Genomic DNA, 21,755 nt, shown 5'->3' with positions numbered 1-21,755 from the left:
CCTGCCCGCCGCTCCCCCGCGGTGTCTCAGGACGCTCCCGACCCGCGGTGACGGCCGCGCTGGCGCGTCACGGGCCAGGTCGGCTATAGCGTTCTGTCGCAGACGGACGAAGGAGGACGATGGCGCAGAGCCTGCGCGGCCGGGTACGTGACCGGCTGTTCGCCGGTCGCGAGCTGGTGGATCGTGTGGCGCGGCACTCGCCCGCCCGGCTCGCGGTGACCGTGTTCGCGGCGGTGATCGCAGTGTTCACGGCGCTGCTGATGCCGCCGTGGGCCACGGCGTCGGGCGAGCGTGCCAGCTTCGTCGACGCGCTCTTCACGGCCGTGTCAGCGGTCTGCGTCACCGGCCTGGTGGTGCAGGACACCGCGACGTACTGGTCGGGGTACGGCCTCGTCGTCATCCTCGCGGGCATCAAGGTGGGCGGCCTCGGGGTCATGACGCTCGCGTCGATCCTGGGCCTCGCCGTCTCGCGGCGCATCGGCCTCACGCAGAGGCTGCTCACCGCCTCGGAGACCAAGACGGACAAGCTGGGCGAGGTGGGGTCGCTCCTCCGGGTCGTCATCGTCACCGCCACGCTGCTCGAGCTCTCGATCGCGCTGCTGCTCTTCCCGCGGTTCCTCGTCCTCAACGAGTCGGTGGGCGAGGCGGCGTGGCACGCCGTCTTCTACGGCGTCTCGGCCTTCAACAACGCCGGCTTCGTGCCCGACGCCGGGATGCTCGACCACGTGGGCGACTGGTGGCTGTGCATACCGATCGCGCTCGGCGTGTTCGTGGGGTCCCTCGGCTTCCCGGTCATCCTCAACCTCATGCGGAGCCGCCCGCGCCTCGGCAGCCGGCGGCGGTGGCGGGCCGGGTGGTCGCTGCACACCCGCCTCACGCTGGTCACCAGCGCCGCCCTGCTCGTGGTGGGCTCGGTCCTGCTGCTCGCCCTCGAGTGGAACAACCCGCGCACGTTCGGTCCGCTCCCGCTCGGCGACAAGCTCCTGGCCGGGCTCTTCGCCGGCGTCATGCCACGCTCGGGCGGGTTCTCCACCGTCGACGTCGGGGCCATGAGCCAGTCCAGCTGGCTGCTCCAGGACGCCCTCATGTTCGTGGGCGGCGGCTCGGCGTCGACCGCCGGCGGCATCAAGGTGACCACCCTGGCCGTCATGCTGCTCGCCATCGCCGCCGAGGCCCGGGGCGACCGCGACATCGAGGCCTACGGACGGCGCATCCCGCGCGACACGCTGCGGCTGTCGATCGCCGTCGTCTTCGTCGGAGCCACGGCGGTGCTCGTCTCGTGCGTGGCGCTCCTCGAGATCACCGGCCTGCAGCTCAGCGTGGTGCTCTTCGAGGTGATCTCGGCCTTCGCCACGGTGGGGCTCTCCACGGGCATCACCCCGGGACTGCCCGACGCCGCCAAGTACGTGCTGTGCGCGCTGATGTTCGTGGGCCGTACCGGGACCATGACGTTCGCGGCCGCCCTCGCCATCCGCGACCGGCGGCGCATCGTACGCTTCCCCGAGGAACGGCCGATCATCGGCTGAGACCAGACCTTCGTTCGAGAGGAACCACGTGTCGGACAGGAAGCCGGAGAAGAAGCCGGAGCGGGACGCGGGCGTGCTCGTCATCGGCCTGGGGCGGTTCGGGTCGGCGATCGCGGCCACCCTGGACCGCCTGGGCCAGGACGTGCTCGCCGTCGAGCGCGACCCCGACCTGGTGGCCCAGTGGTCGGGCCGGCTCCCGCTCGTGGAGGCCGACGCCACCAACCCCGAGGCGCTCGAGCAGCTCGGCGCCCGCGACTTCGGTGTGGCCGTCGTGGGCGTGGGCACGTCGCTCGAGGCGTCGGTGCTCATCACCGGCAACCTCGTGGACCTGGGCACCCCCCAGATCTGGGCCAAGGCGATCTCGGCCGAGCACGGCCGGATCCTCACGCGCATCGGCGCGCACCACGTGGTGTTCCCGGAGGCCGACGCCGGGTCGCGCGTCGCCCACCTCGTGAGCGGCAAGCTGCTCGACTACATCGAGGTCGAGGACGGCTTCACCATCGTCAAGATGCGCCCGCCGAAGGAGATGCAGGGCTTCACCCTGGCGCAGTCGAACGTGCGGCAGCGCTACGGCATCACGGTGGTGGGGGTGAAGTCACCCGGCGTCGACTTCGTGTACGCGACGCCCGAGACCCGGGTCTCCTCGAACGACCTGCTCATCTGCTCCGGTCATGCCGACCTGCTGGAGCGGTTCGCGGCCCGGCCGTAGGCCGGGCCGGGGCGCAGGAGGGCACGCAGGGGCGCCCCGTGGGGCGCCCGCCCTCGTCAGCAGTAGCGCCAGTAGGTGGAGTCGACGGCGTACCAGCGGGACGGCGCGCTGGCGAGGGACCAGTAGCCCGCGGAGACCTGGTCCGAGTCGAAGTACTCCCCCTGCACCGACGAACCGTGGCACCGGGTCTCGTGAAGGTAGTACGACCACACGTTGGAGGACTCGCCGTGCTGCCAGGTGCCCCCGCCCACGTAGCTGATCACCGCGGTGGCAGCGGTCGCGCCACCGGCGACCAGGGCCGTGGCGGCGACCGTCGAGGCGACCATCGTGCGAACCTTCTTGCGGACCATTTCTTCTCCCTCGTTCAGCGCGTGTGAGAAGTCTTCACGCCGTTCCGAGGTGAACCTTGCACAGATCTTTGCTCGTGCCAAGCCCGTCCGGAGTGTCGTCAGGAGTCCGCGGACCGTGTCGCCACGAGCCGGGCGGTCGCCGCACGGAGGGAGACCAGCACCGACACCACCGCCAGTGCGGAGACGAACCCGGCGGTGGACGCCCGCCAGACTGCCGCCTCACCCCTGAGGGCCTGCGCCTGGCTCAGCGCGGCGGTGCCGGGGTCGAGGAGCAGGGACGCCCCCTGGAGCACCACCACGACGACGATCCCGGCCTCGACGGCCAGGACGGGCCAGTGCGCCCGCCACCAGGGCCAGCCGGCGAGGTGTCTCACGTAGACGGTCTGGGCCGACCGGCGCACGTGGACCACGCTCACGCTCACTGCCGTGACGACCAGGACGAGCAGCGCGGCGGCAAGGCTGAACGCCTGCACGCGGAGCTCGGTGACCAGCTGCGCGTACTGGTCGGCGGCGTAGCGGGCGGCCGGCCAGAGGCCGTTGACGATCGACGTGACGCCGAACGCCTCGACATACTCCTGCGCGGTCGGCGCATCCGGGAAGACGACCCTGCCCTGGGTGACAGCACTCAGGTAATAGCTCGCCGGGAAGAGGTCGAGGTCGGGCGGGACGACGATCACCACGGCGTCGTGAAGCATCGGGGACCGCTCCACATGGTTCAGCGTCCCGTAGGTGAAGTGGTCCTGGCCGGGTGCGCCCTCGACGTACTCGACGGGCACCGGGCGGGCCAGGCCCGCCCCCCATCCCTCGAGGTACGGGGGGACGACCTCCCGGGCGAACCCGTCGCACCCAGGCGGCGCGACCACCGTCACGTGGGCGGGTGACACCTCCCGGAGCCGCCCCGCGGCCGTCTCCACCACCTGGCGGTCCAGGTAGGCGTGGTTCACCAGGAGCGCCGGGCAGGCGTCGTCGCGCACGTCGACCTGCGGCCCGCCCGGGCCGTCCGCCGTCTCCAGCGACAGGTGGGTCGTGACGTTGTCGACGAGGACCGCGTCGCCGTCGTCCGTGGCCTGGTGCGCCATCTCGCCGACGCGCCCGTCCAGCTCGGGGTCGTCACCGCCGATCTGGCCCGACAGGCGCACGTACACCGCGTCCCGGGCCGTGCTCCAGCTGTCCTGCGCCGCAGCGCGCTCAGCCACCTGCAGACCCGCCTGCAGCGTCGCGAAGCCGACGCCCGCGGCCAGGACTCCTGCCGCGAGCCGCAGGGCGAACATGCCGGTCAGAGCCCAGCCCGCCGAGAACTGGCCCTTGACGGCGTCGAGGATCGGCGCGCCGAACGTCATCCGGATCGTCACGAGGTGCGCCAGCACCGCGAGCACGACGAACGCCCCCACGAACGCCGCGGCGAAGACGACGAGCTCGTCGAGCCGCGCCCACCCGTTGTAGAACCAGAGGCCACCGGCGGCGGCAACGACCACCACCGCGGCGGTCACCAGCAGGATCACGCCCACCTCGCGCAGGTCTCGTCCGAGCACCGTGGGGAACGACCGGCCCTGCAGCCGCTGCACGCCGTAGGCCTGGGCACTGGCCACCACGCCGCCACCGACCATGATGGTCACCGCCAGGAGCCCGGTGGCCATCGCGCCGAGGACGGGCGGGGTCATCACGTACGGCAGGTTCCTCAGCGCGGCGCCCGGGCTGACGACCCAGGGCTCCACGCCGCCGTCCAGGCCGAGCTCACGGAACCCGTCGAGCAGCCGGTCAGCGTCCGCCTCGGTGCCCCAGACGAGGTAGTACCCCCGGGGGTCGACGGCGCCGAGCTCCTCGAGCGGCCGGTAGCTCTCCCGGAGGTAAGGGCTGAAGTGCCGGAAGCCGTCGTCGAGCCGCGTCGCGACCACGCCGTCCGGGTTCCCCGCCACGGCGTAGAGGTGCGTCCGGCGCGCCGGGTCGGTCAGGTCGGTCACCACGAACCCGACGTCGGCCCCGGTGTCCTCGGTGACGTCGCGGACCACCTGTGCGACGCCGTCGGCCGGTGGCGTGCCCGTCACCTCGCCCACCCGGACCTGGAAGGCGGCTCCCGCGCCGGGGGCCTCGTCGTACGCGCTGAAGACCTGGAACGCGAGGAGCAGAGGGACGACGACGCTCAACACGTAGGCGGTGCGCACGAGCCGGGGAAGCATGGTGCTCACCATCCCACGCACGGCCGCGCGCGGCAGCCCTCGCACACGGACAGAGGTCCCCTCAGGGAGTGCGGCGGGGCAGCGTCAGCACGCCCAGCACCACCGCACCGACGATGAAGAGGGCGATCACGCCCACGGCACCCCGGATGTCGGACCACTGGTCCCCGCGTGCGAGGCCCTGCATCGCCTCGATCGCGTAGGTCAGCGGGAACACGCGCGAGAGCCACTCGAGCACCTGGGGCATCTCGTCGCGCGGCATGAGCAGGCCGCAGGTGATCAGCTGCGGGAACAGGATCGCCGGCATCATCTGCACAGCCTGGAACTCGCTGCGGGCGAGCGCCGAGGCCGCGAGGCCGAGGCAGCAGCCGAGGACGGCATCGAGCAGCGCGACCACGACGACGAGCCCGAGGGGCCCCGCGACGTCCATGCCCACGAGCGTCGCGAAGCCCACCACCACGATCGACTGGAACAGGGCGAGCGTGGCGAACGCCAGGGCGTAGCCGGCGACGAAGTCCCCCTTGCGGACGGGGGTGGTCATCAGCCGCTCCAGCGTGCCCGACTGCCGCTCCCGCAGCGTGGCCACACTCGTGACGAGGAACATCACGATCAGGGGGAACAGGCCCACGAGCATGGGGCCGAACTGGTCGAGCACCGGCGTGCCGTCGAACATCCAGGCGATCAGGCCGATGAGGAGGCAGGGGAGCACCAGGACGAGGGCGATGGTGCGATGGTCGGCACGGAGCTGGGCGAGCACCCGGCCGGCGGTGGCGAGCGTGAGGCTCATCGGGCGCCCTCCGTCGGGCCGGACGCCGGGCCGGACGCCCTGTCGATGAGAGCGAGGAACGCGCGCTCGGCGTCGGGCGCCCCCGTCTGCCGCACGAGGCCGTCCGGGGTGACGTCCGCGACGAGCCCGCCGGCTCGCATCAGGAGAAGCCTGTCGCACTGGTTCGCCTCGTCCATGACGTGGGAGGAGACGAGGAGCGTGCGGCCGGCCCGGGAGAGGTCGCGGAAGAGCGCCCACAGGTCGCGTCGCAGCACCGGGTCGAGGCCCACGGTCGGCTCGTCCAGGACGAGCAGCTCCGGGTCGCCGACCAGCGCCGCCGCGAGCGAGACACGGGACCGCTCGCCGCCGGACAACGTGCCGACCACCTGCTTCTCGTGCCCGCCCAGGTCCACCTCGGCAACCGCCCGCGCCACCGTGTCCCGCCGCCGGACGACCGGGACACCCGCCAGGGCGGCGAAGTAGCCGAGGTTCTGCGCCACGGTCAGGTCCGTGTAGACGGACGCCGCCTGCGTCACGTAGCCCACGCGGGAGCGGAGCTCCGGGGAGCCCGCGGGCAGGCCCAGCACCTCGACGGTCCCGGTCACGCGGGCCTGGACGCCCACGACAGCCCGCATCAGCGTGGTCTTGCCCGACCCGGAGGGCCCCAGCAGGCCGACCACCGACCCGGCCGGCACGTCCACGTCGAAGTCGTCGATCACCGCCCGCCCGCCGCGCTCGACGCGCAGCCCTCGCACGCGGATCGCCGGCTCGGCGCCGGGCGGGTTGTTCCCCATATGAGGAATTCTCCTCCACCCGTCCGTTGTGGGTATGGCTGTGGCGTGAACTCCGGGCGGAATTCACGCCACAGCCATACCCACAGCAGAACGGGAGGGGTCAGGCGCGGGCCTCCGCGGCACGGCGCTTGTTCCAGACGTCGAACGCGACGGCCAGGAGCAGCACGATGCCCTTGACGACCTGCTGCACGGACTGGTCGATGCCCAGCAGCGACATGCCGTTCGACATGACCGCCATGATGAGACCGCCGATCATCGCGCCCGGCACGGTGCCGATACCGCCGGACACCGCCGCGCCGCCGATGAAGCAGGCGGCGATCGCGTCGAGCTCGAACATGTTGCCCGCGCCCGGCTGCGCCGCGTTGGACCGCGCGGAGTAGACCACGCCGGCGATGGACGCCAGGAAGCCCATGTTGAGGAAGATCAGGAAGTTGACCCGCTTGACCCGCACGCCCGAGAGCTGGGCGGCGGACAGGTTGCCGCCGATCGCGTACACGTGCCGGCCGAACACGCTGCTCTTGGTGACGGCCGCGTAGGTGAGGACGAGGACCGCCAGGATGATCAGCACGATCGGGAGGCCGCGGCTGGTGGCGAGCTGCCACGCGAACCACATGGCGACCGCGGCCACGGCGACGATCTTCGCCACGAACAGGCCCATCGCCTCGACGTGCTGCTTGTAGGCCAGCTTGGCCCGGCGCGAGCGCCAGGCGGACACCGCGTAGCCGACGACCGCGATCGCGAAGATGACGAGCGTGAACGTGTCGTACCCGTACCCGCCCAGGAGGCCGTTGAGGAAGCCGCGCCCGAGGTCGCCGTACTCCTTGGGGAACGGCGACAGCGAGATGTTGTTCAGCACCTGGAGCGTGAGGCCGCGGAACAGCAGCATGCCCGCCAGGGTGACGATGAACGCCGGGATCCCGACGTACGCCACCCAGAAGCCTTGCCACGCGCCGACCGCGAGGCCGACGCCGAGTCCCGCCAGCACGCCCACCCACCACGGCATGCCCTCGCGGACCACGAGCACGGCCGAGACCGCACCGGTCAGAGCCACGACCGAGCCCACCGACAGGTCGATGTGCCCGGCGATGATCACGATGACCATGCCGATCGCGAGGATCAGGATGTACGAGTACTGCAGCACCAGGTTGGTGACGTTCCCGGGGCTGAGCAGGCGGCCGCTGGTGAGGATGGTGAACAGCGCCACGATCCCCACGAACGCGATGTAGATGCCGCTGGTGCGGAGGTTCCGCGTGAACAGGTCGCGGATGTCGGCGGCGGCGTTCATGCCCGCACCTCCTGCGCGGTCTCCTGCGTCATGAGTGCCATGAGTCCCTCCTGGGTGGCTGAGGCCACGTCGACCTCGCCGGTGATGCGGCCGAAGGCCAGCGTGTAGATGCGGTCGCAGATGCCGAGCAGCTCGGGCAGCTCCGACGAGATGACCAGGACGGCCTTCCCGTCCGCGACCAGGCGGTTGATGATGGTGTAGATCTCGTACTTGGCGCCGACGTCGATGCCTCGCGTCGGCTCGTCGAGGATGAGCACCTCGGGCTGCGTGTGCAGCCACTTGGACAGCACGACCTTCTGCTGGTTGCCGCCCGAGAGCTTGCCGACCTCCATGAGGACGTGAGGTGCGCGGATGTTCATGGCCGCGCGGTACTCCTCGGCGACCTTGAGCTCCTCCTGCGCGTTCACCCACCCGCGGCGCGAGACGCGGCCGAGTCCCGCGGCGGAGATGTTCCGGCGGATGTCCTCGATGAGGTTGAGGCCGTAGCGCTTACGGTCCTCGGACACGTAGGCGATGCCGGCGTCGATCGCGTCGGGGACGTCCTTGACGGACACCTCCTTGCCGTGCACGAACGCCCGGCCCGAGATCTCCCGCCCGTAGGAGCGGCCGAACAGCGACATGGCCAGCTCGGTGCGTCCGGCGCCCATGAGGCCGGCGATGCCGACCACCTCACCGGCGCGCACCCGCAGGTTCGCGTGGTCGACGACGACGCGGCCCGGCTGGGTCGGGTGGTACACCGTCCAGTCCTCGACGCGGAGCACCTCCTCGCCGGGGTGCGACTCGCGCTCGGGGTACCGGTGCTCCAGGTCGCGGCCGACCATCCCGCGGATGATGCGGTCCTGGAGGCTCACCGAGTCCTGGGTGCTGAGGTCGACGTCGAGCGTCTCGATGGTCCGGCCGTCCCGGATGATCGTGACGCGGTCGGCGATGTCGGCGATCTCGCCCAGCTTGTGGGAGATCATGATGGACGTGACGCCCTCCGCCTTGAGCGTGCGGAGCAGGCCCAGCAGGTGCTCGGAGTCGGTGTCGTTGAGGGCCGCGGTGGGCTCGTCGAGGATGAGCAGGCGCACCTCCTTCGAGAGCGCCTTGGCGATCTCGACGAGCTGCTGCTTGCCCACGCCGAGCGCCTGGATCTGCGTGGTGGGGCGCTCCTTCAGCCCCACCCGCGCGAGCAGCTTGGCGGCCTCGTCGTTGGTGCGGTGCCAGTCGATGAGGCCGTTCGACCCGAGCTGCTCGTTACCGAGGAAGATGTTCTCGGCGATCGAGAGGTAGGGCACCAGGGCGAGCTCCTGGTGGATGATGACGATGCCCTTGGCCTCGGAGTCGTTGATGGAACCGAACGCGGCCGGGGCGTCGTCGAGCACGATCTCGCCGTCGTAGGTTCCGTGCGGGTAGACCCCCGACAGCACCTTCATGAGGGTCGACTTGCCCGCGCCGTTCTCGCCGCAGATCGCGTGGATCTCGCCGCGCCGGACGGTCAGGTTCACGTCCGACAGGGCCTTCACGCCGGGGAAGGTCTTGGTGATGCCCCGCATCTCGAGGATGTTCGGGGAGCTGGTCTCGGCCATGCCTTGTCCTTGCTCGTCACGATGGTCGGCCGGGGGGCCGACGGCGAAGCCGAGGTAGCCGGTCGTGAGGACCGGCTACCTCGGCGCTGAGAAAGCGTCAGTCGGCCACGCCGGACTCGACCTCTTCGGCCGTCCAGTAGCCCGTGTCGACCAGGGCGGACTGGATGTTGTCCTTCGTGACGATCTCGGACTCGAGCAGGTACGAGGGCACGACCTTCATGCCGTTGTCGTAGTCCTCGGTGTTGTTCGCCTCGGGCTCCTCGCCCGCCAGGTAGGCCTCGGTCGCGGTGACGGCCTGCTCGGCGAGCAGACGCGTGTCCTTGAAGATCGTGGCGTACTGCACGCCGTCGGCGATCAGCTTGACGGAGGCGATCTCGGCGTCCTGACCGGTCACGATCGGCATGGCGTCGTCGGTGTAGCCCGCGGAGCGGAGCGCCTCGATGATGCCGCGCGAGAGACCGTCGTACGGCGACAGCACGCCGTCGACCTTCTTGTCACCGTAGTGCGCGGTGAGAAGGTCCTCCATGCGCTTCTGCGCGTTCTCCTGCAGCCAGCGCAGGGTGGCCGCCTGGTCGATGTCGGTCTGACCCGAGGGGACCACCAGCGTGCCGGCATCGATGAACGGCTGGAGCGTCTCGATCGCGCCGTCCCAGAAGAAGTGCGCGTTGTTGTCGTCCAGCGAGCCGGCGAAGAGCTCGACGTTGAACGGCCCGGCGGGCGCGCCCTCGACGGGGGCTCCCTCGGCGTCGACGAGGCCGAGGCCCATCAGCAGCGAGTTGGCCTGCTGCACGCCCACCTTGTAGTTGTCGAAGGAGACGTAGAAGTCCACGTTCTCCGAGTCGCGGATCAGGCGGTCGTACGAGATCACCGGGATGCCGGCGGCCGCGGCGGCCTCCAGCTGGCCGGCCAGGGCGGTGCCGTCGATCGCGGCGATGATGAGGGCCTCGGCCCCCGCGTTGATCATCGCGTCGATCTGCTGCTGCTGCTGGGGGATCTCGTCGCCCGCGAACTGCAGGTCCACCTCGTAGCCGGCATCGACCAGACCCGCCTCCACAGCCTCGCCGTCGGCGATCCACCGCTCCGAGGTCTGGGTCGGCATCGAGACGCCGACCAGGCCGCCCTCCTCGCCGTCGCCCCCGCCCGCGTTACCGCCGCCGCCCGCACCGGTCCCGCCGCAGGCGGCGAGCGCGAAGGCCATCACACCGGTCGTGGCCACAGCCAGCGCACGGGTGTGCCAGAGCTTCCTTGCCATGACGTCTCCTCATTTCCAAGCATGCCGAACACCACCGTCCGGCGAACCTCTCGATTGTTAACGCTCACATGGCCGCAGGTCAAAATCAGGGCGGTCACGATCGCGTCTCGATCAGGTATCGACAATACGGTGGTGGTGCTCGGTCAGCCCCTCGGGCTGGTGAGGGGCGTCGCAGCCCGGTCAGCGGTCAGGCGTCACCCCCTGTGGCAACCTCCGGCCAGCCGTCCTCGGACCAGCTGAGCTCGTGGATCGCGAGGCGGAAGAGGCCGCCGTCGTCGGCGTCGTAGAAGTGGAAGCCGAGGTGGTCGCGCGAGACGGACTGGCCGCCCGGGCCCACCATCGAACCGCTGGTCTCCAGCAGGACGGTGCCGCCGCCGAGGGCCAGGTCGCGGCCCTCCGCGTCGAGGTACGGGCCGGTGACGTCGCGCGAACGGCCCACCACGATCTTGTACGTGGAGTCCGTCCCGCGGCAGCAGCGGTCCCACGAGACAAAGAGGTAGTACCAGCCGTCGCGGGCGTAGAGGTAGGGCGCCTCGATGGCGTTGTCGGTCATCCCCACGCGCGAGGCGATCTTCACAGGCTCCGCACCCGGCACGACCTTGCCGCTCGGCCACTCGAGCGGGAGCAGCTGGATCCCGCCCCAGAACGACCCGTAGACCATCCAGGGGTTGCCGTCCGCGTCCTCGACGATGCCCGGGTCGATCGCGTTCCAGTGGTTGTCGCCCGCGACCGACCGCACCACGAGCCCCTGGTCCGTCCACCCGTAGCCCGGGTCGTCCGGGTCGAGGGTGGTGCCGGTCCGCAGGCCGATCGCGGAGTTGTTGGAGCCGAACGTCGACGCCGAGTAGTACAGGTACCAGGTGCCGTCATGGTGGTAGAGCTCGGGCGCCCAGAAGTTGGTCACGCCGTCGATCTCGTCGCGCACCCAGGCCGGGTCGTCGTCCTGGTCCCACGCCGTGCCGACCATCGCCCAGGTACGTCCGCCGTCGTCGGACCGGCGCACCTGAGGCGCGCCGAAGCCCACCTTCACATCACCGGTCGAGTAGACGAACCACGGCTCACCCGGCTCCCCCACCACCAGGGCGGGGTCGTGGGTGCGCAGGTCGCCGGCGAGCGGCAGCCCGGTCGGGTCGCCGGCGGCGGCCCCGACCCCGCCACCAAGACCCCGGAACGCCATCGCACCCGCTGCGAGACCCGCTACGATCACGACCCCGATCCCGGCCCCGAGCACCGTCCGGGCCCTCACGCCCGGCCCAGGCGGACGACGGACCACGACACGGGCGGCAGCTCCGCACGGGCGCGGTCGTCGGCCACCTTGGCGGTGGTGTTCGCCTGCGGGAGCACCGACGTGGCGTCGTCGGCGGTCGCCTGCCAGGTGTGGTCCGGGTTCGCGAGCGTGAGCGCCTCGACGACCTGGAGGCCCGGGAAGCCGCGCAGGTCGACGTCGAGCGTCACGGGCTGCGTGACGGAACGGTTCACCGCGAAGATCACGACCTCGCCAGTCTCGGCGTCGTAGGTGGCGACGGCGTCCAGGACCGGCACCTCGCCGAACTTCGCGGTCTCCTCGACCGGGGCGTCGACGGCGACCCGCAGCACCTCGCCGGCCGCGTGACGCGACGTGAGGGCGAACGGGTGGAAGGTCGTCTGCCGCCAGGCCCGGCCGCCGGGCTCGGTCATGATCGGCGCGATCACGTTGACGAGCTGGGCCAGCGACGCCGCGTGCACGCGGTCGGTGTTGCGCAGCAGCGAGATCAGCAGGTTGCCCACCACGACGGCGTCGGCCACGTTGTACCGGTCCTCCAGGAGGACCGGCGCGACCGGCCAGTCGTCGCCCGACGGCGGGCGCGACTCGGCGCGCTTCTGGTACCAGACGTTCCACTCGTCGAACGAGATGTTGATCCGCTTGGTGTGCTTGCCGGCGGCACGCACCGCGTCGGCGGTGGCGGCGACCGACTCCACGAAGTGGTCCATGTCCACCGCCGAGGCGAGGAAGGAGGCGAGGTCGCCGTCCTCCTCCCAGTAGTAGGCATGGGCCGAGACGTGGTCCACGTGCTCGTACGCCTCGGTGAGGACCACGCGCTCCCACTCGCCGAACGTGGGCATGTCGGAGCTGGACGAGCCGCAGACCACGAGCTCGATGCTCGGGTCCATCATGCGCATGGCGCGGGCCGTCTCGGCGGCCAGGCGGCCGTACTCCTGCGGCGTCTTGTGGCCGATCTGCCACGGGCCGTCCATCTCGTTGCCCAGGCACCACATCTTCACCCGGTACGGGTCCTCGACGCCGTTCGCCCGGCGCTTGTCCGACCAGAACGAGCCGCCCGGCACGTTGCAGTACTCGAGCAGGTCGAGGGCCTCCTGGACGCCCCGGGTGCCGAGGTTGACGGCCATCATCGGCTCGGTGCCCGAGACCGCCGACCAGCGCATGAACTCGTCCACGCCGACGGTGTTGGGGTCGGACGAGTGCCACGCCAGGTCGAGCCGCGTGGGCCGCTCCTCGACGGGGCCGACGCCGTCCTCCCAGCGGTACCCGGAGACGAAGTTGCCCCCGGGGTAGCGCACGGTGGAGACGCCCAGCTCGCGGGTCAGCTCGAGGACGTCGCCGCGGAACCCGTCGGCGTCGGCGGTGGGGTGTCCCGGCTCGTAGATGCCGGTGTACACGCAACGGCCCAGGTGCTCGACGAAGGTCCCGAAGGTCCGCCGCCGGACGGGTCCGACGACGAAGGCGGGGTCGAGCGTGAGGGTTGCGGAATGCATGGAGCGGGTTCCTCTCGGCGTGCTCCCGGAGCGCGGCGAGGCGCGGGCCGGGTCGGTAGTACATCGTTGTAGAGCCATAGTGAAGCATTGTTGTGACTCCGTGACAAGGCCCACTTGACCGCTGCCGTACCGGCGTGCCACCGTGTGACCGTCGGTGAATTTCCATCGATGTAAATGGCGGGTCGACGAGGATGCACCATCACGGGCACTGCTCTCTTCGCTCGCACACCTGGTACCCGAGAGGATCGTGTGATGAAGAAGTCACGCCTGGCAGCCGGCATGGTCGCCGCGATTGCCCTGTCCAGCACCCTCGCAGCCTGCAGCGCGGGCTCGAGCACGGACGACGACGGCAAGCTCACGTTCATGTTCCGTGGCGGTGAGGACGAGAAGGCCGCGTACGAAGAGGCGATCTCCCGCTTCGAGGAGGAGACCGGCGTGACGGTCGACGTCGTCGTCACCGACGCCGACCAGTACGCCACCAAGCTGCAGGCGGCCATCGCCGGCAACAACGTGCCCGACGTCTTCTACATCGAGCAGGCCAGCCTGCAGTCGTACGTGACCTCCGGCATCCTGCTCGACATCACCGACCACGTCGCCGAGCAGAACGTCGACCTGGACAACATGTGGGAGTACGGGGTGAACTCGTACCGCTACGACGGGAAGCTCCAGGGCACCCCCGACGGCCGCCTGTACGGCCTGCCCAAGGACGTGGGCCCGTTCGCGATGGGCTACAACAAGACCATCCTCGAGGCCGCCGGCATCCCGCTGCCCAGCGCGGACGAGCCGTACACGTGGGACCAGTGGCTCGAGGTCCTGAAGGCCACGACCCTGGACACCGACGGCGACGGCGTCGTCGACCAGTGGGGCACCGGCCTCAACGTCCAGTGGAACTCCCAGGGCTTCGCCTGGAGCAACGGCGCCGACTGGACCAACGAGGACCGCACGCAGGTCACCGTGGACACCCCGGAGATGGCCGAGGCGCTGCAGTACATCGCCGACCTGACGAACGTCCACCAGGTCACCCCGAACGCGGAGCAGGCGGCCACGCTCGACACGTACCAGCGCTGGATGGCCGGCGAGCTCGCCTTCTTCCCGGTGGGCCCGTGGGACGTCTCGGTCTACAACGAGCTCGACTTCGAGTACGACCTGATCCCGTTCCCGGCCGGCTCCACGGGTGAGCCCGCCACCTGGATCGGCTCGCTCGGCATCGGCGTCTCCGCCACGACCGCCATGCCGGAGGAGGCGGTGCAGCTCGTCACCTACCTGTCCGCCGACGAGAAGGCGCAGACCACGCTGGTCGAGGCCGGCATCCAGGTGCCGAACCTGAAGGACATGGCGGCCGAGTGGGCCGCCGAGGAGGGAGCCGAGCCCGCCAACCGCCAGGAGTTCCTCGACATCGTCGAGACCTACGGCCGCCCGATGCCCGCCGCCTTCACGTATGGTGCAGCCTGGTACGACGAGCTCTGGACCAACATCCAGCCCGTGATCGACGGCCAGCAGACGGCCGCCGAGTACCTCGCCGAGGTGCAGCCGCGCATGCAGGCGCTGCTCGACGAGTCGAACGCTGCCGCCGAGCAGGCCGCTGCCGCCAACGCGGCCGGCAGCTGACACCACCACCGACTGACGCGGCCGCCCCTGCCCCTGGGGCGGCCGCGTCCCCCCGACGGAAGGAGCCCGCGATGTCGTCGTCCGGGACCTCGCGCCTGCACCGGTCGGAACACCGGTGGGCGCTGCTGTTCGTCGCCGCCCCTGTGGTCGGCTACCTGCTCTTCACGCTGTACCCCGTCTGCATGGCGTTCTACACGTCGCTGACAAACTCGAACGGTCTCGGCATCGCGCGCTTCGTCGGCCTCGACAACTATGTGCGCGTGGTCAGCGACGGGTACTTCCTCCAGTCGCTGTACAACACGTTCTTCTACATGATCGGCATCCCGGTCGGGCTGGCCCTCTCCCTCGCGCTGGCGATCGGGATGAACCGCGCGATCCCCGCCCGGACCGCGCTGCGCACCATCTACTACGTGCCGGTCATCTCGTCGCTCGCCGCCATCGCGATCCTGTGGCAGTGGGCCTACAACGGCGACTTCGGCCTGGTGAACCAGGTCCTCGCGTGGTTCGGCATCGACGGCCCCAACTGGCTCGCGGACAAGAACTTCGCCAAGCCGGCCATCATCGCCATGGCGGTGTGGAAGGGCCTCGGCTACTCCATGATCCTGTACCTGGCCGCGATCCAGTCCGTGCCCCGGTCGCTCTACGAGGCGGCCGAGCTGGACGGCGCGAACGGCTGGCAGCAGTTCCGCGCGATCACCCTGCCGATGGTGCGTCCCGTGACCTTCTTCCTGGTGGTCACCAACGTCATCGGCGGCGCGCAGATCTTCACGGAGATCAACATCATGACGCCCGCCGGCGGCCCGGAGCTCAGCACGGCCTCGGCCGTCTGGTACATCTGGCGGCAGGCGTTCAAGTACCAGCAGATGGGCTACGGCACGGCGATGGCGATCGTGCTCGGCCTGCTCATCCTTGTCATCACGCTCATCCAGTTCCGCCTGAACCGGCGCAACAGCTTCGTGCTGGACTGAAAGGAGGATCATGAACCTGACGGAACAGACCCCCGCCCGGGTCGCCGACGCGTCGGCGATCACGCCTCCCACGCGCCGGGCCCCGCGCCGGCTGCTCAGCGGCGGCAAGCCGCTCGGCCGTCGCGCCACCACCAAGATCGCGGACTGGATCACGTTCGTCGTCCTCGTCGTGGGCGCGGCCGCCATGATCGCCCCGCTGCTCTGGATGTTCTCGACGTCGCTCAAGACCAAGCTCGAGGTCTTCGCGCTGCCGCCCGTGTGGATCCCGGCCGTGCCCCAGTGGGACACCTACGTGCGGATGTGGGAGGACTCCCTCATCCTCTCCGGCTTCCGCAACAGCATCATCGTGTCGCTCTCCGTGACGGTCATCGGCACGTTCACGTGCGCGCTGGCGGCGTTCGCGCTGGCGAAGATGCGCATGCCGTTCCGGAACGCCATCTTCATCGGACTGCTGTCGGGCATCATGATCCCGTTCCCGACCCTGATGATCCCGCAGTTCGTGATGTTCTCGCAGATCGGCTGGGTCGACACCCTGCTGCCGCTCATCGTCCCCGCGATCTTCGGCAACATCGTGATGATCTTCTTCCTGCGGCAGTACCTCGAGAACGTGCCGAACTCGATCGTGGAGGCGGCCAAGATCGACGGCGCCTCGTACTGGCAAATCTTCTGGCGCATGATCCTGCCGATCATCCGGCCGGCGGTCGCCGCGCAGTTCATCCTGTGGTTCATGGCGGTGTGGAACGACTACCTCGCACCGATCCTGTACCTGAACACCCCGCAGAACCAGACCCTCCAGGTGGTCATCGCCAACATGAACGTCCAGTACGCCACGCAGCGGGACTACCCGCTGATCATGGGTGCCTCGTTCATCGCCCTGGTGCCCATCCTGGTGGTGTTCCTGATCTTCCAGCGGCAGATCGTCGAGTCGGTCGCGCTGACCGGCGCGAAGGGCTGACATGAGCGGACCGGCGGCCTCCGACCGCCCGGCGGAGGGGCGCACCGGCTCGGTGCGCCCCTCCGGCGCGTCCGGGAACGGCCGCGAGAGCTCCGGCGACGCCGGCGCGGACGCCGGCTGGGCCGGCGGCGTCATGGCGGTGCTCCGCTGGGTCACGCGCCTGGTCGAGGTAAACCTGCTGGTGCTGCTCGGCGCGGTCGCGGGCGGCGTCCTGCTGGGACTGGGTCCCGCGCTCCGCGCCGCGAGCGCCGTCCTGCTCGACCCCGAGCATGCTGACGCCCCCTGGCGCGGCTTCTGGCGCACCTGGCGGTCGGGGTGGGGGCGGGCCAACCGGCTCTTCGCCCCCTTCTGGGCGGCCGGTGCCCTGCTCTGGCTCGACACGGCGGTGATCGCCGCAGCCGAGGGCCCCGCCCGGGCAGCCTTCCAGGTGGGCCTCGCCCTGGTGAGCGTCTGGGGCGTCGTCGTGCTGGCCTGGTGGCCGCGCGTGGCCCTGCGGTACGACGACGGCGCACCGGCCGTGTGGCGCTTCCTCCTCCTGGCGCCGCTCCTCGGCCCGGGGACAGCCCTCGGCGTCCTGGTGGTCGCCGCGGCCACGGCCGCCGTCGCGTTCGGGGTGCCGCTCGCGGCCGCCCTCGCCGGTGCGTCGTTCCCGCTGTGGGCCACGGGCCGGCTGGTGGACGACCGCCTGCGGAGAATCGACGAGCGCGCCGCCTAGTCCCCCCTAGTCCCCCCGGAGTTGTCAGAAGCTCCCCGGCCAATAGACCGGGGAGCTTCTGACAACTCGGGAAGGGAAGGGCGGGTCAGGCGCGCGTCAGCGTGCCCGTCACGGCCGTCCAGGACTCCGGCGCCAGGCGCACGGTCGTGGCGGCCCCGTCGGTCTTCACCTGGCCGACGACGTCGTACGCGCCCCAGTGCGCGGCCGCCACCTTCGCGGCGTGCTCCGGTCCGGCGACGGCGGGCTCGGCGTCGGCGGTCATGGACCAGCCCTCCGTGAGGGCCAGCGCCGCGCCCGCGTGAACCACCTCGACCTCGACCGGCTCGGCCGAGCGGTTGGTGAGGAAGAGGGAGACCTCGTCGTCGGACAGCGTGGCCGCCGCCGTGACGACCGGGACATCACCGTGGGCCTTCGTGGCCAGGCTGGGCGACGTGACGCGCACGTCGAGGGCGTCGCCCTGGGCGAGTCGCGCCGTGGTCGCGAACGGGTGGAAGGTGGGCTGGCGCCACGCCTCGCCGCCGGGCTCGGTCATGATCGGCGCGATGACGTTCACGAGCTGCGCCAGGCACGCGACCGGGACGCGGTCGGCGTGGTTGAGGAGGGTGACGAGGAGGTCGCCCACGACCACCGCGTCGAGGCCCGAGTACACGTCCTCGATGATGCGCGGCGCGTCCTTCTGGATGGGCAGGTTCTGCTCGCCCGGGAAGCGCGACTGCAGGTACCAGACGTTCCACTCGTCGAACGAGATGGTGATCTTCTTGTCCGAGCGGCGGCGGGCGCCCACGGCGTCGGCGGTCGAGACCACGCGGCTGATGAAGCGGTCCATGGCGGTGCCGGACCCGAGGAACGAGGCGCGGTCGCCGTCGAGCTCCTCGTAGTAGGCGTGCATGGAGATGTGGTCCACGAGGTCGTAGGTGTAGGAGAGGACCGTCTGCTCCCACTCGCCGAAGGTCGGCATCTGCATGGACGACGAGCCGCAGGCCACGAGCTCGATCGTCGGGTCCACGAGCTTCATGGCGTGGCCCGCGTTCCGGGCGAGCTTGCCGTACTCGTGGGCGTCCTTGTGGCCGATCTGCCACGGGCCGTCCATCTCGTTGCCGAGGCACCAGAGCTTGACGCCGTAGGGCTTCTCGCGGCCGTTGGCGATGCGCAGGTCGGCCCACCGGGTGCCGGCCTCGCCGTTGCAGTACTCCACGAGGGCGGCCGCGGCGTCCACGCCACGCGTGCCGAGGTTCACGGCCATCATGGGCTCGATGCCCTCGCGCTCGGCCCACTGGAGGAACTCGTCGGTGCCCACGAGGTTGGGCTCGACGGTGCGCCAGGCGAGGTCCAGGAACGGCTTGCGCTCCTCGACGGGGCCCACCCCGTCCTCCCAGACGTAGTTGGAGACGAAGTTGCCGCCCGGGTAGCGGACCATCGTGACGCCGAGCTCGCGCGTGAGGCCGGCGACGTCACGCCGGAAGCCGTGCTCGTCGGCCTCGGGGTGGCCGGGCTCGTAGATGCCGGTGTAGACCGCGCGACCCAGGTGCTCCACGAAGGAGCCGAAGAGTCGCCGGTCCACCGGGCCGACCCGGAAGTCGGGGTGCAGGACGATGCGGGGCAGAGACGTCGTCATCAGGTTCCTCGGTTGTGGTGCTGGGTGTCTACAACGTTGTAGAGTAGCCGACTCAGGGCGGGCGCACCACGCCCCGTCCAGGGTACCCACCAGCGTCGTTCCAGGTGCCGGTCCCCTAGGCTGTGGGGAGAGCCCGCGGCGACGGCGCAGGCGTGTGAAGGAACCCGGAGGGCTGAGAACCGTGGCGGTCACCATGCACGACGTGGCGCAGCGCGCCGGCGTGTCCATCAAGACCGTGTCCAACGTGGTGAACGGGTATCCGTACATCCGCACCGAGACGCGCGAGCGGGTCGAGGAGGCCATCTCCGACCTCGGCTACCGCGTCAACGTGTCGGCGCGGAACCTGCGGACCCGGCGCACCGGAATGATCACGCTCGCCGTCCCCGAGCTGTCGCTGCCCTACTTCGCCGAGCTGGCCGACTCTGTCATCCGCGCCGCCGACGAGCGCGGCTGGACCGTGCTCATCGAGCAGACCAGCGCGAGCCGCGAGCGCGAGGCCGACGTGCTGTCCGGGCGTCGCCGGCACCTGACCGACGGGCTGATCTTCTCCCCGCTGGCGCTCGGCCCCGAGGATCTGGAGCTCTTCGACGTCGAGTACCCGCTCGTGGTGCTGGGCGAGCGCGTGTTCGGCGCACCCGCCGACCACGTGACCATGAACAACGTCGCCGCGGCACGGGCCGCCACGCAGCACCTCATCTCGCTCGGCCGGCGCCGCATCGCGGTGGTCGGCGCGCACGAGGGCGAGCAGGTGGGCTCCGCGGCGCTCCGCACCGAGGGCTACCGGCAGGCCCTCGCCGACGCGGGCATCCCCTACGACCCCGCGCTGGTCGGCGAGGCGGGGCTCTGGCACCGGTCCACCGGCTCGGAGACGATGGGCCGCATGCTCGACGACGGCGTCGAGATCGACGCGGTCTTCGCGCTCAACGACGCGATGGCGCTCGGTGCGCTGCACGCCCTGCACGCCCGCCGGATCGACGTGCCCGGCGACGTGGCGCTCATCGGCTTCGACGACATCGACGACGTGCGGTACTCCGTGCCGTCGCTGTCGTCGGTGGACCCCGGCCGCGAGCAGATCGCCGTGACCGCCGTCGAGCTGCTGGTCGAGCGGATCTCCGGGCTGAACGGCGGCGCATCCGCCCGCGCCGCCGTGACGTACCGGCGCGTGGTGCCCGACTCCCGCATCGTGGGCCGCGAGTCCACCGGCGACGTGCCCACCGGCGCGGAGGGTCGCGTCGTCGCGGTCCAGGAGGGCGGGATCGAGGAGGTCGCGGTGGAGCTGGCGCCGTCGGCCTGACCGTCTCCCACTACCTCGGCGGGGTGCGGAGCAGCCGGACCCCGTGCGGCGGGATCTCGACAGCGATCACCGCGTCGCCGCCCGTCTCGGCCGAGCCCGGCACGAGGGCGACCTGCTCCCCCGTCCACAGGTCGAGCAGCGCGCCCGGCTGAGGCGCCTCGCCGCGGGCGAGCCCCGGCCGGGCCGCGTCCGACGTCGGGCAGAGGCCCGCCGACGCCGCCGGGACCCTCGCCACCAGTGGCGACGCCCCGGTGTTGAACAGGCCGGCCCATCGCAGGCCCGCGCACGGACCCGCCCCGGTGGCACCCCACACCACGAGGTCACCCTCGCGCAGGAGCTCCCGCCCGCCGGCGGAGTGCCGCCCGACGTCGAGCACGTCGGCGTTCCCGAGGTCGCGGATCGTGTCCGCGTCCGACGTCGGCAGGTCGCCGCCCACGAACAGCAGCGACCGGGCGAGGTTCCACAGGGAGAGCATGGTGCGGCGCTCGTCGGTGGTGAGCAGGCTGTCGCGGGGCTCGCCGCGCTCGGCCCGGAGGCCGATGCGCCCCAGCGGGAGCATGTCGGCGTCGGCCCAGCCCTGTTCGCCCTGGTGCGGCGCCCAGCGCGCCATGCGGCCGAACTGGGCCTCGACGTCGTCCCAGCGGTCCCAGAGGTCGTCGGAGACGCGCCACAGGTCGGCGTGCCGGCGCAGGTGCTCGAGGTGCGCGAGCGAGAGGTGCGTCCCGGGCGAGAGGGAGATCGTCACCTCGCGCCCGTGCCGCTCCTCGGCGCGCGAGACCGCGAGGGCGAGCGCCTCGACGGCGTCCGCGTGGTACGGGGCGAGCATGTCGTCGACCTTGAGGAACGTGACACCCCAGCCCACGAACCGGTCGAGCTGGAGGTCGAGCCACGCCTGCGCCCCCGGGTGGGTGTGGTCGAGGCCGAAGTTGTCGGAGTTCCAGGGGCACACGGACGCGCGGTCGGCGATCTCACCCGTCCGGTACGGCGTGCCGGGGACGGGCAGGTCCGCCTCGACCGCGCGGCGCGGGATGCCGCGCATCACGTGGAGGCCGAGCCGCAGGCCGAGGTCGTTCACCGCGGCGGCCAGGGGCGCGAAGCCGGCACCGCCCGCCGACGACGGGAACCGCGCGGGGACCGGCGCCTGGACGCCGTCGGCGTCGAGCAGCAGCGGTGCGCCCTCGTTGTAGCCGCCCGCGCGGGCGGTGGGCTCGTACCACTGGATGTCCACCACGACGGTGTCCCACCCCGCCGGGGCGAGGTGCTCGGCGAGGAACCGCGCGTTGGCGAGGACCTCCTCCTCCGTCACGGTGGTGCCGTAGCAGTCCCAGGAGTTCCACCCGAGGGGCGGTGCGGGGCTGGGTCGACGTGCCATGGATCTTCCTCTCAGGAACCCGGCGTTGTGGGTATGGCTGTGGCGGCAAT

18 protein-coding genes are annotated in these 21,755 nt (G+C 70.9%); 7 read left to right on the top strand and 11 right to left on the bottom strand.

The window, feature by feature from the left end; all coding sequences use genetic code 11:
• The first annotated feature begins 119 nt into the window (after positions 1-119).
• Entirely contained in the window at positions 120-1,526 is a 1,407-nt protein-coding gene (locus AC060K_RS10825; protein WP_483765435.1) for a TrkH family potassium uptake protein, read from the top strand.
• A 28-nt stretch (positions 1,527-1,554) separates the two neighbouring features.
• A complete protein-coding gene (locus AC060K_RS10820) occupies positions 1,555-2,235 on the top strand; it encodes a potassium channel family protein (RefSeq protein ID WP_483765434.1) in 681 nt (226 codons plus the stop codon).
• Between the two features lie 56 nt (positions 2,236-2,291).
• On the opposite strand, the gene AC060K_RS10815 is transcribed toward AC060K_RS10820, so the two are convergent.
• The 9 genes from AC060K_RS10815 to arfA (AC060K_RS10775) all read right to left on the bottom strand — a co-directional run bounded on the left by AC060K_RS10815 (position 2,292) and on the right by arfA (AC060K_RS10775) (position 13,178).
• Complete coding sequence (locus AC060K_RS10815; RefSeq protein ID WP_483765433.1) at positions 2,292-2,585, bottom strand: lactococcin 972 family bacteriocin; 294 nt, start codon at positions 2,583-2,585, stop codon at positions 2,292-2,294.
• A gap of 98 nt (positions 2,586-2,683) precedes the next feature.
• Complete coding sequence (locus AC060K_RS10810; RefSeq protein ID WP_483765432.1) at positions 2,684-4,762, bottom strand: hypothetical protein; 2,079 nt, start codon at positions 4,760-4,762, stop codon at positions 2,684-2,686.
• Between the two features lie 61 nt (positions 4,763-4,823).
• On the bottom strand, positions 4,824-5,546 hold the full coding sequence (locus AC060K_RS10805; protein WP_483765431.1) for an ABC transporter permease: 723 nt from the start codon (positions 5,544-5,546) through the stop codon (positions 4,824-4,826).
• Positions 5,543-6,319: an ABC transporter ATP-binding protein gene (locus AC060K_RS10800; protein WP_483765430.1), complete on the bottom strand. Its 777-nt coding sequence runs from the start codon at positions 6,317-6,319 to the stop codon at positions 5,543-5,545. The genes AC060K_RS10805 and AC060K_RS10800 overlap by 4 nt, the downstream gene beginning before the upstream one ends.
• 100 nt (positions 6,320-6,419) lie before the next feature.
• Complete coding sequence (mmsB, locus tag AC060K_RS10795; RefSeq protein ID WP_483765429.1) at positions 6,420-7,604, bottom strand: multiple monosaccharide ABC transporter permease; 1,185 nt, start codon at positions 7,602-7,604, stop codon at positions 6,420-6,422.
• On the bottom strand, positions 7,601-9,172 hold the full coding sequence (gene mmsA, locus AC060K_RS10790) for a multiple monosaccharide ABC transporter ATP-binding protein (protein ID WP_483765428.1): 1,572 nt from the start codon (positions 9,170-9,172) through the stop codon (positions 7,601-7,603). Before mmsA ends, mmsB begins: the two co-directional genes overlap by 4 nt.
• Positions 9,173-9,269: 97 nt before the next feature.
• Positions 9,270-10,424: a multiple monosaccharide ABC transporter substrate-binding protein gene (chvE, locus tag AC060K_RS10785; RefSeq protein ID WP_483765427.1), complete on the bottom strand. Its 1,155-nt coding sequence runs from the start codon at positions 10,422-10,424 to the stop codon at positions 9,270-9,272.
• A 187-nt stretch (positions 10,425-10,611) separates the two neighbouring features.
• Positions 10,612-11,631 (bottom strand): arabinan endo-1,5-alpha-L-arabinosidase, encoded by a 1,020-nt coding sequence (locus AC060K_RS10780; RefSeq protein WP_483765426.1) that lies wholly within the window; start codon positions 11,629-11,631, stop codon positions 10,612-10,614.
• 35 nt (positions 11,632-11,666) lie between these two features.
• On the bottom strand, positions 11,667-13,178 hold the full coding sequence (arfA, locus tag AC060K_RS10775; protein WP_483765425.1) for an arabinosylfuranosidase ArfA: 1,512 nt from the start codon (positions 13,176-13,178) through the stop codon (positions 11,667-11,669).
• Positions 13,179-13,430: 252 nt separating this feature from the next.
• On the opposite strand from arfA (AC060K_RS10775), the gene AC060K_RS10770 reads away from it, so the two are divergent.
• The 4 genes from AC060K_RS10770 (at position 13,431) to AC060K_RS10755 (ending at position 17,424) form a co-directional block, all read left to right on the top strand.
• Positions 13,431-14,786: an ABC transporter substrate-binding protein gene (locus tag AC060K_RS10770; protein WP_483765424.1), complete on the top strand. Its 1,356-nt coding sequence runs from the start codon at positions 13,431-13,433 to the stop codon at positions 14,784-14,786.
• 71 nt (positions 14,787-14,857) lie between these two features.
• Positions 14,858-15,754, top strand: coding sequence for a carbohydrate ABC transporter permease (locus tag AC060K_RS10765; RefSeq protein WP_483765423.1), 897 nt, complete (start codon positions 14,858-14,860; stop codon positions 15,752-15,754).
• Positions 15,755-15,764: 10 nt separating this feature from the next.
• Positions 15,765-16,709 carry a carbohydrate ABC transporter permease gene (locus tag AC060K_RS10760; protein ID WP_483765422.1) on the top strand — a complete coding sequence of 315 codons (945 nt, stop codon included), beginning with the start codon at positions 15,765-15,767 and terminating at the stop codon, positions 16,707-16,709.
• Position 16,710: 1 nt separating this feature from the next.
• Positions 16,711-17,424, top strand: a complete 714-nt coding sequence (locus AC060K_RS10755; protein ID WP_483765421.1) for a DUF624 domain-containing protein — start codon at positions 16,711-16,713, stop codon at positions 17,422-17,424.
• A gap of 85 nt (positions 17,425-17,509) precedes the next feature.
• Here AC060K_RS10755 and arfA (AC060K_RS10750) read toward each other — a convergent pair whose 3' ends face one another.
• Positions 17,510-19,039, bottom strand: coding sequence for an arabinosylfuranosidase ArfA (gene arfA / locus AC060K_RS10750; RefSeq protein WP_483765420.1), 1,530 nt, complete (start codon positions 19,037-19,039; stop codon positions 17,510-17,512).
• A gap of 181 nt (positions 19,040-19,220) precedes the next feature.
• Between arfA (AC060K_RS10750) and AC060K_RS10745 the strand changes: the two genes are divergently transcribed.
• On the top strand, positions 19,221-20,333 hold the full coding sequence (locus AC060K_RS10745) for a LacI family DNA-binding transcriptional regulator (RefSeq protein ID WP_483765419.1): 1,113 nt from the start codon (positions 19,221-19,223) through the stop codon (positions 20,331-20,333).
• A 10-nt stretch (positions 20,334-20,343) separates the two neighbouring features.
• On the opposite strand, the gene AC060K_RS10740 is transcribed toward AC060K_RS10745, so the two are convergent.
• On the bottom strand, positions 20,344-21,705 hold the full coding sequence (locus AC060K_RS10740) for an alpha-galactosidase (RefSeq protein WP_483765418.1): 1,362 nt from the start codon (positions 21,703-21,705) through the stop codon (positions 20,344-20,346).
• Positions 21,706-21,755 lie beyond the last annotated feature (50 nt).

This window comes from Antribacter sp. NEAU-D49 (assembly GCF_057158775.1).
Note: the sequence above shows the minus strand (reverse complement) of the source record. Positions and strands in the feature narration are given on the sequence as shown.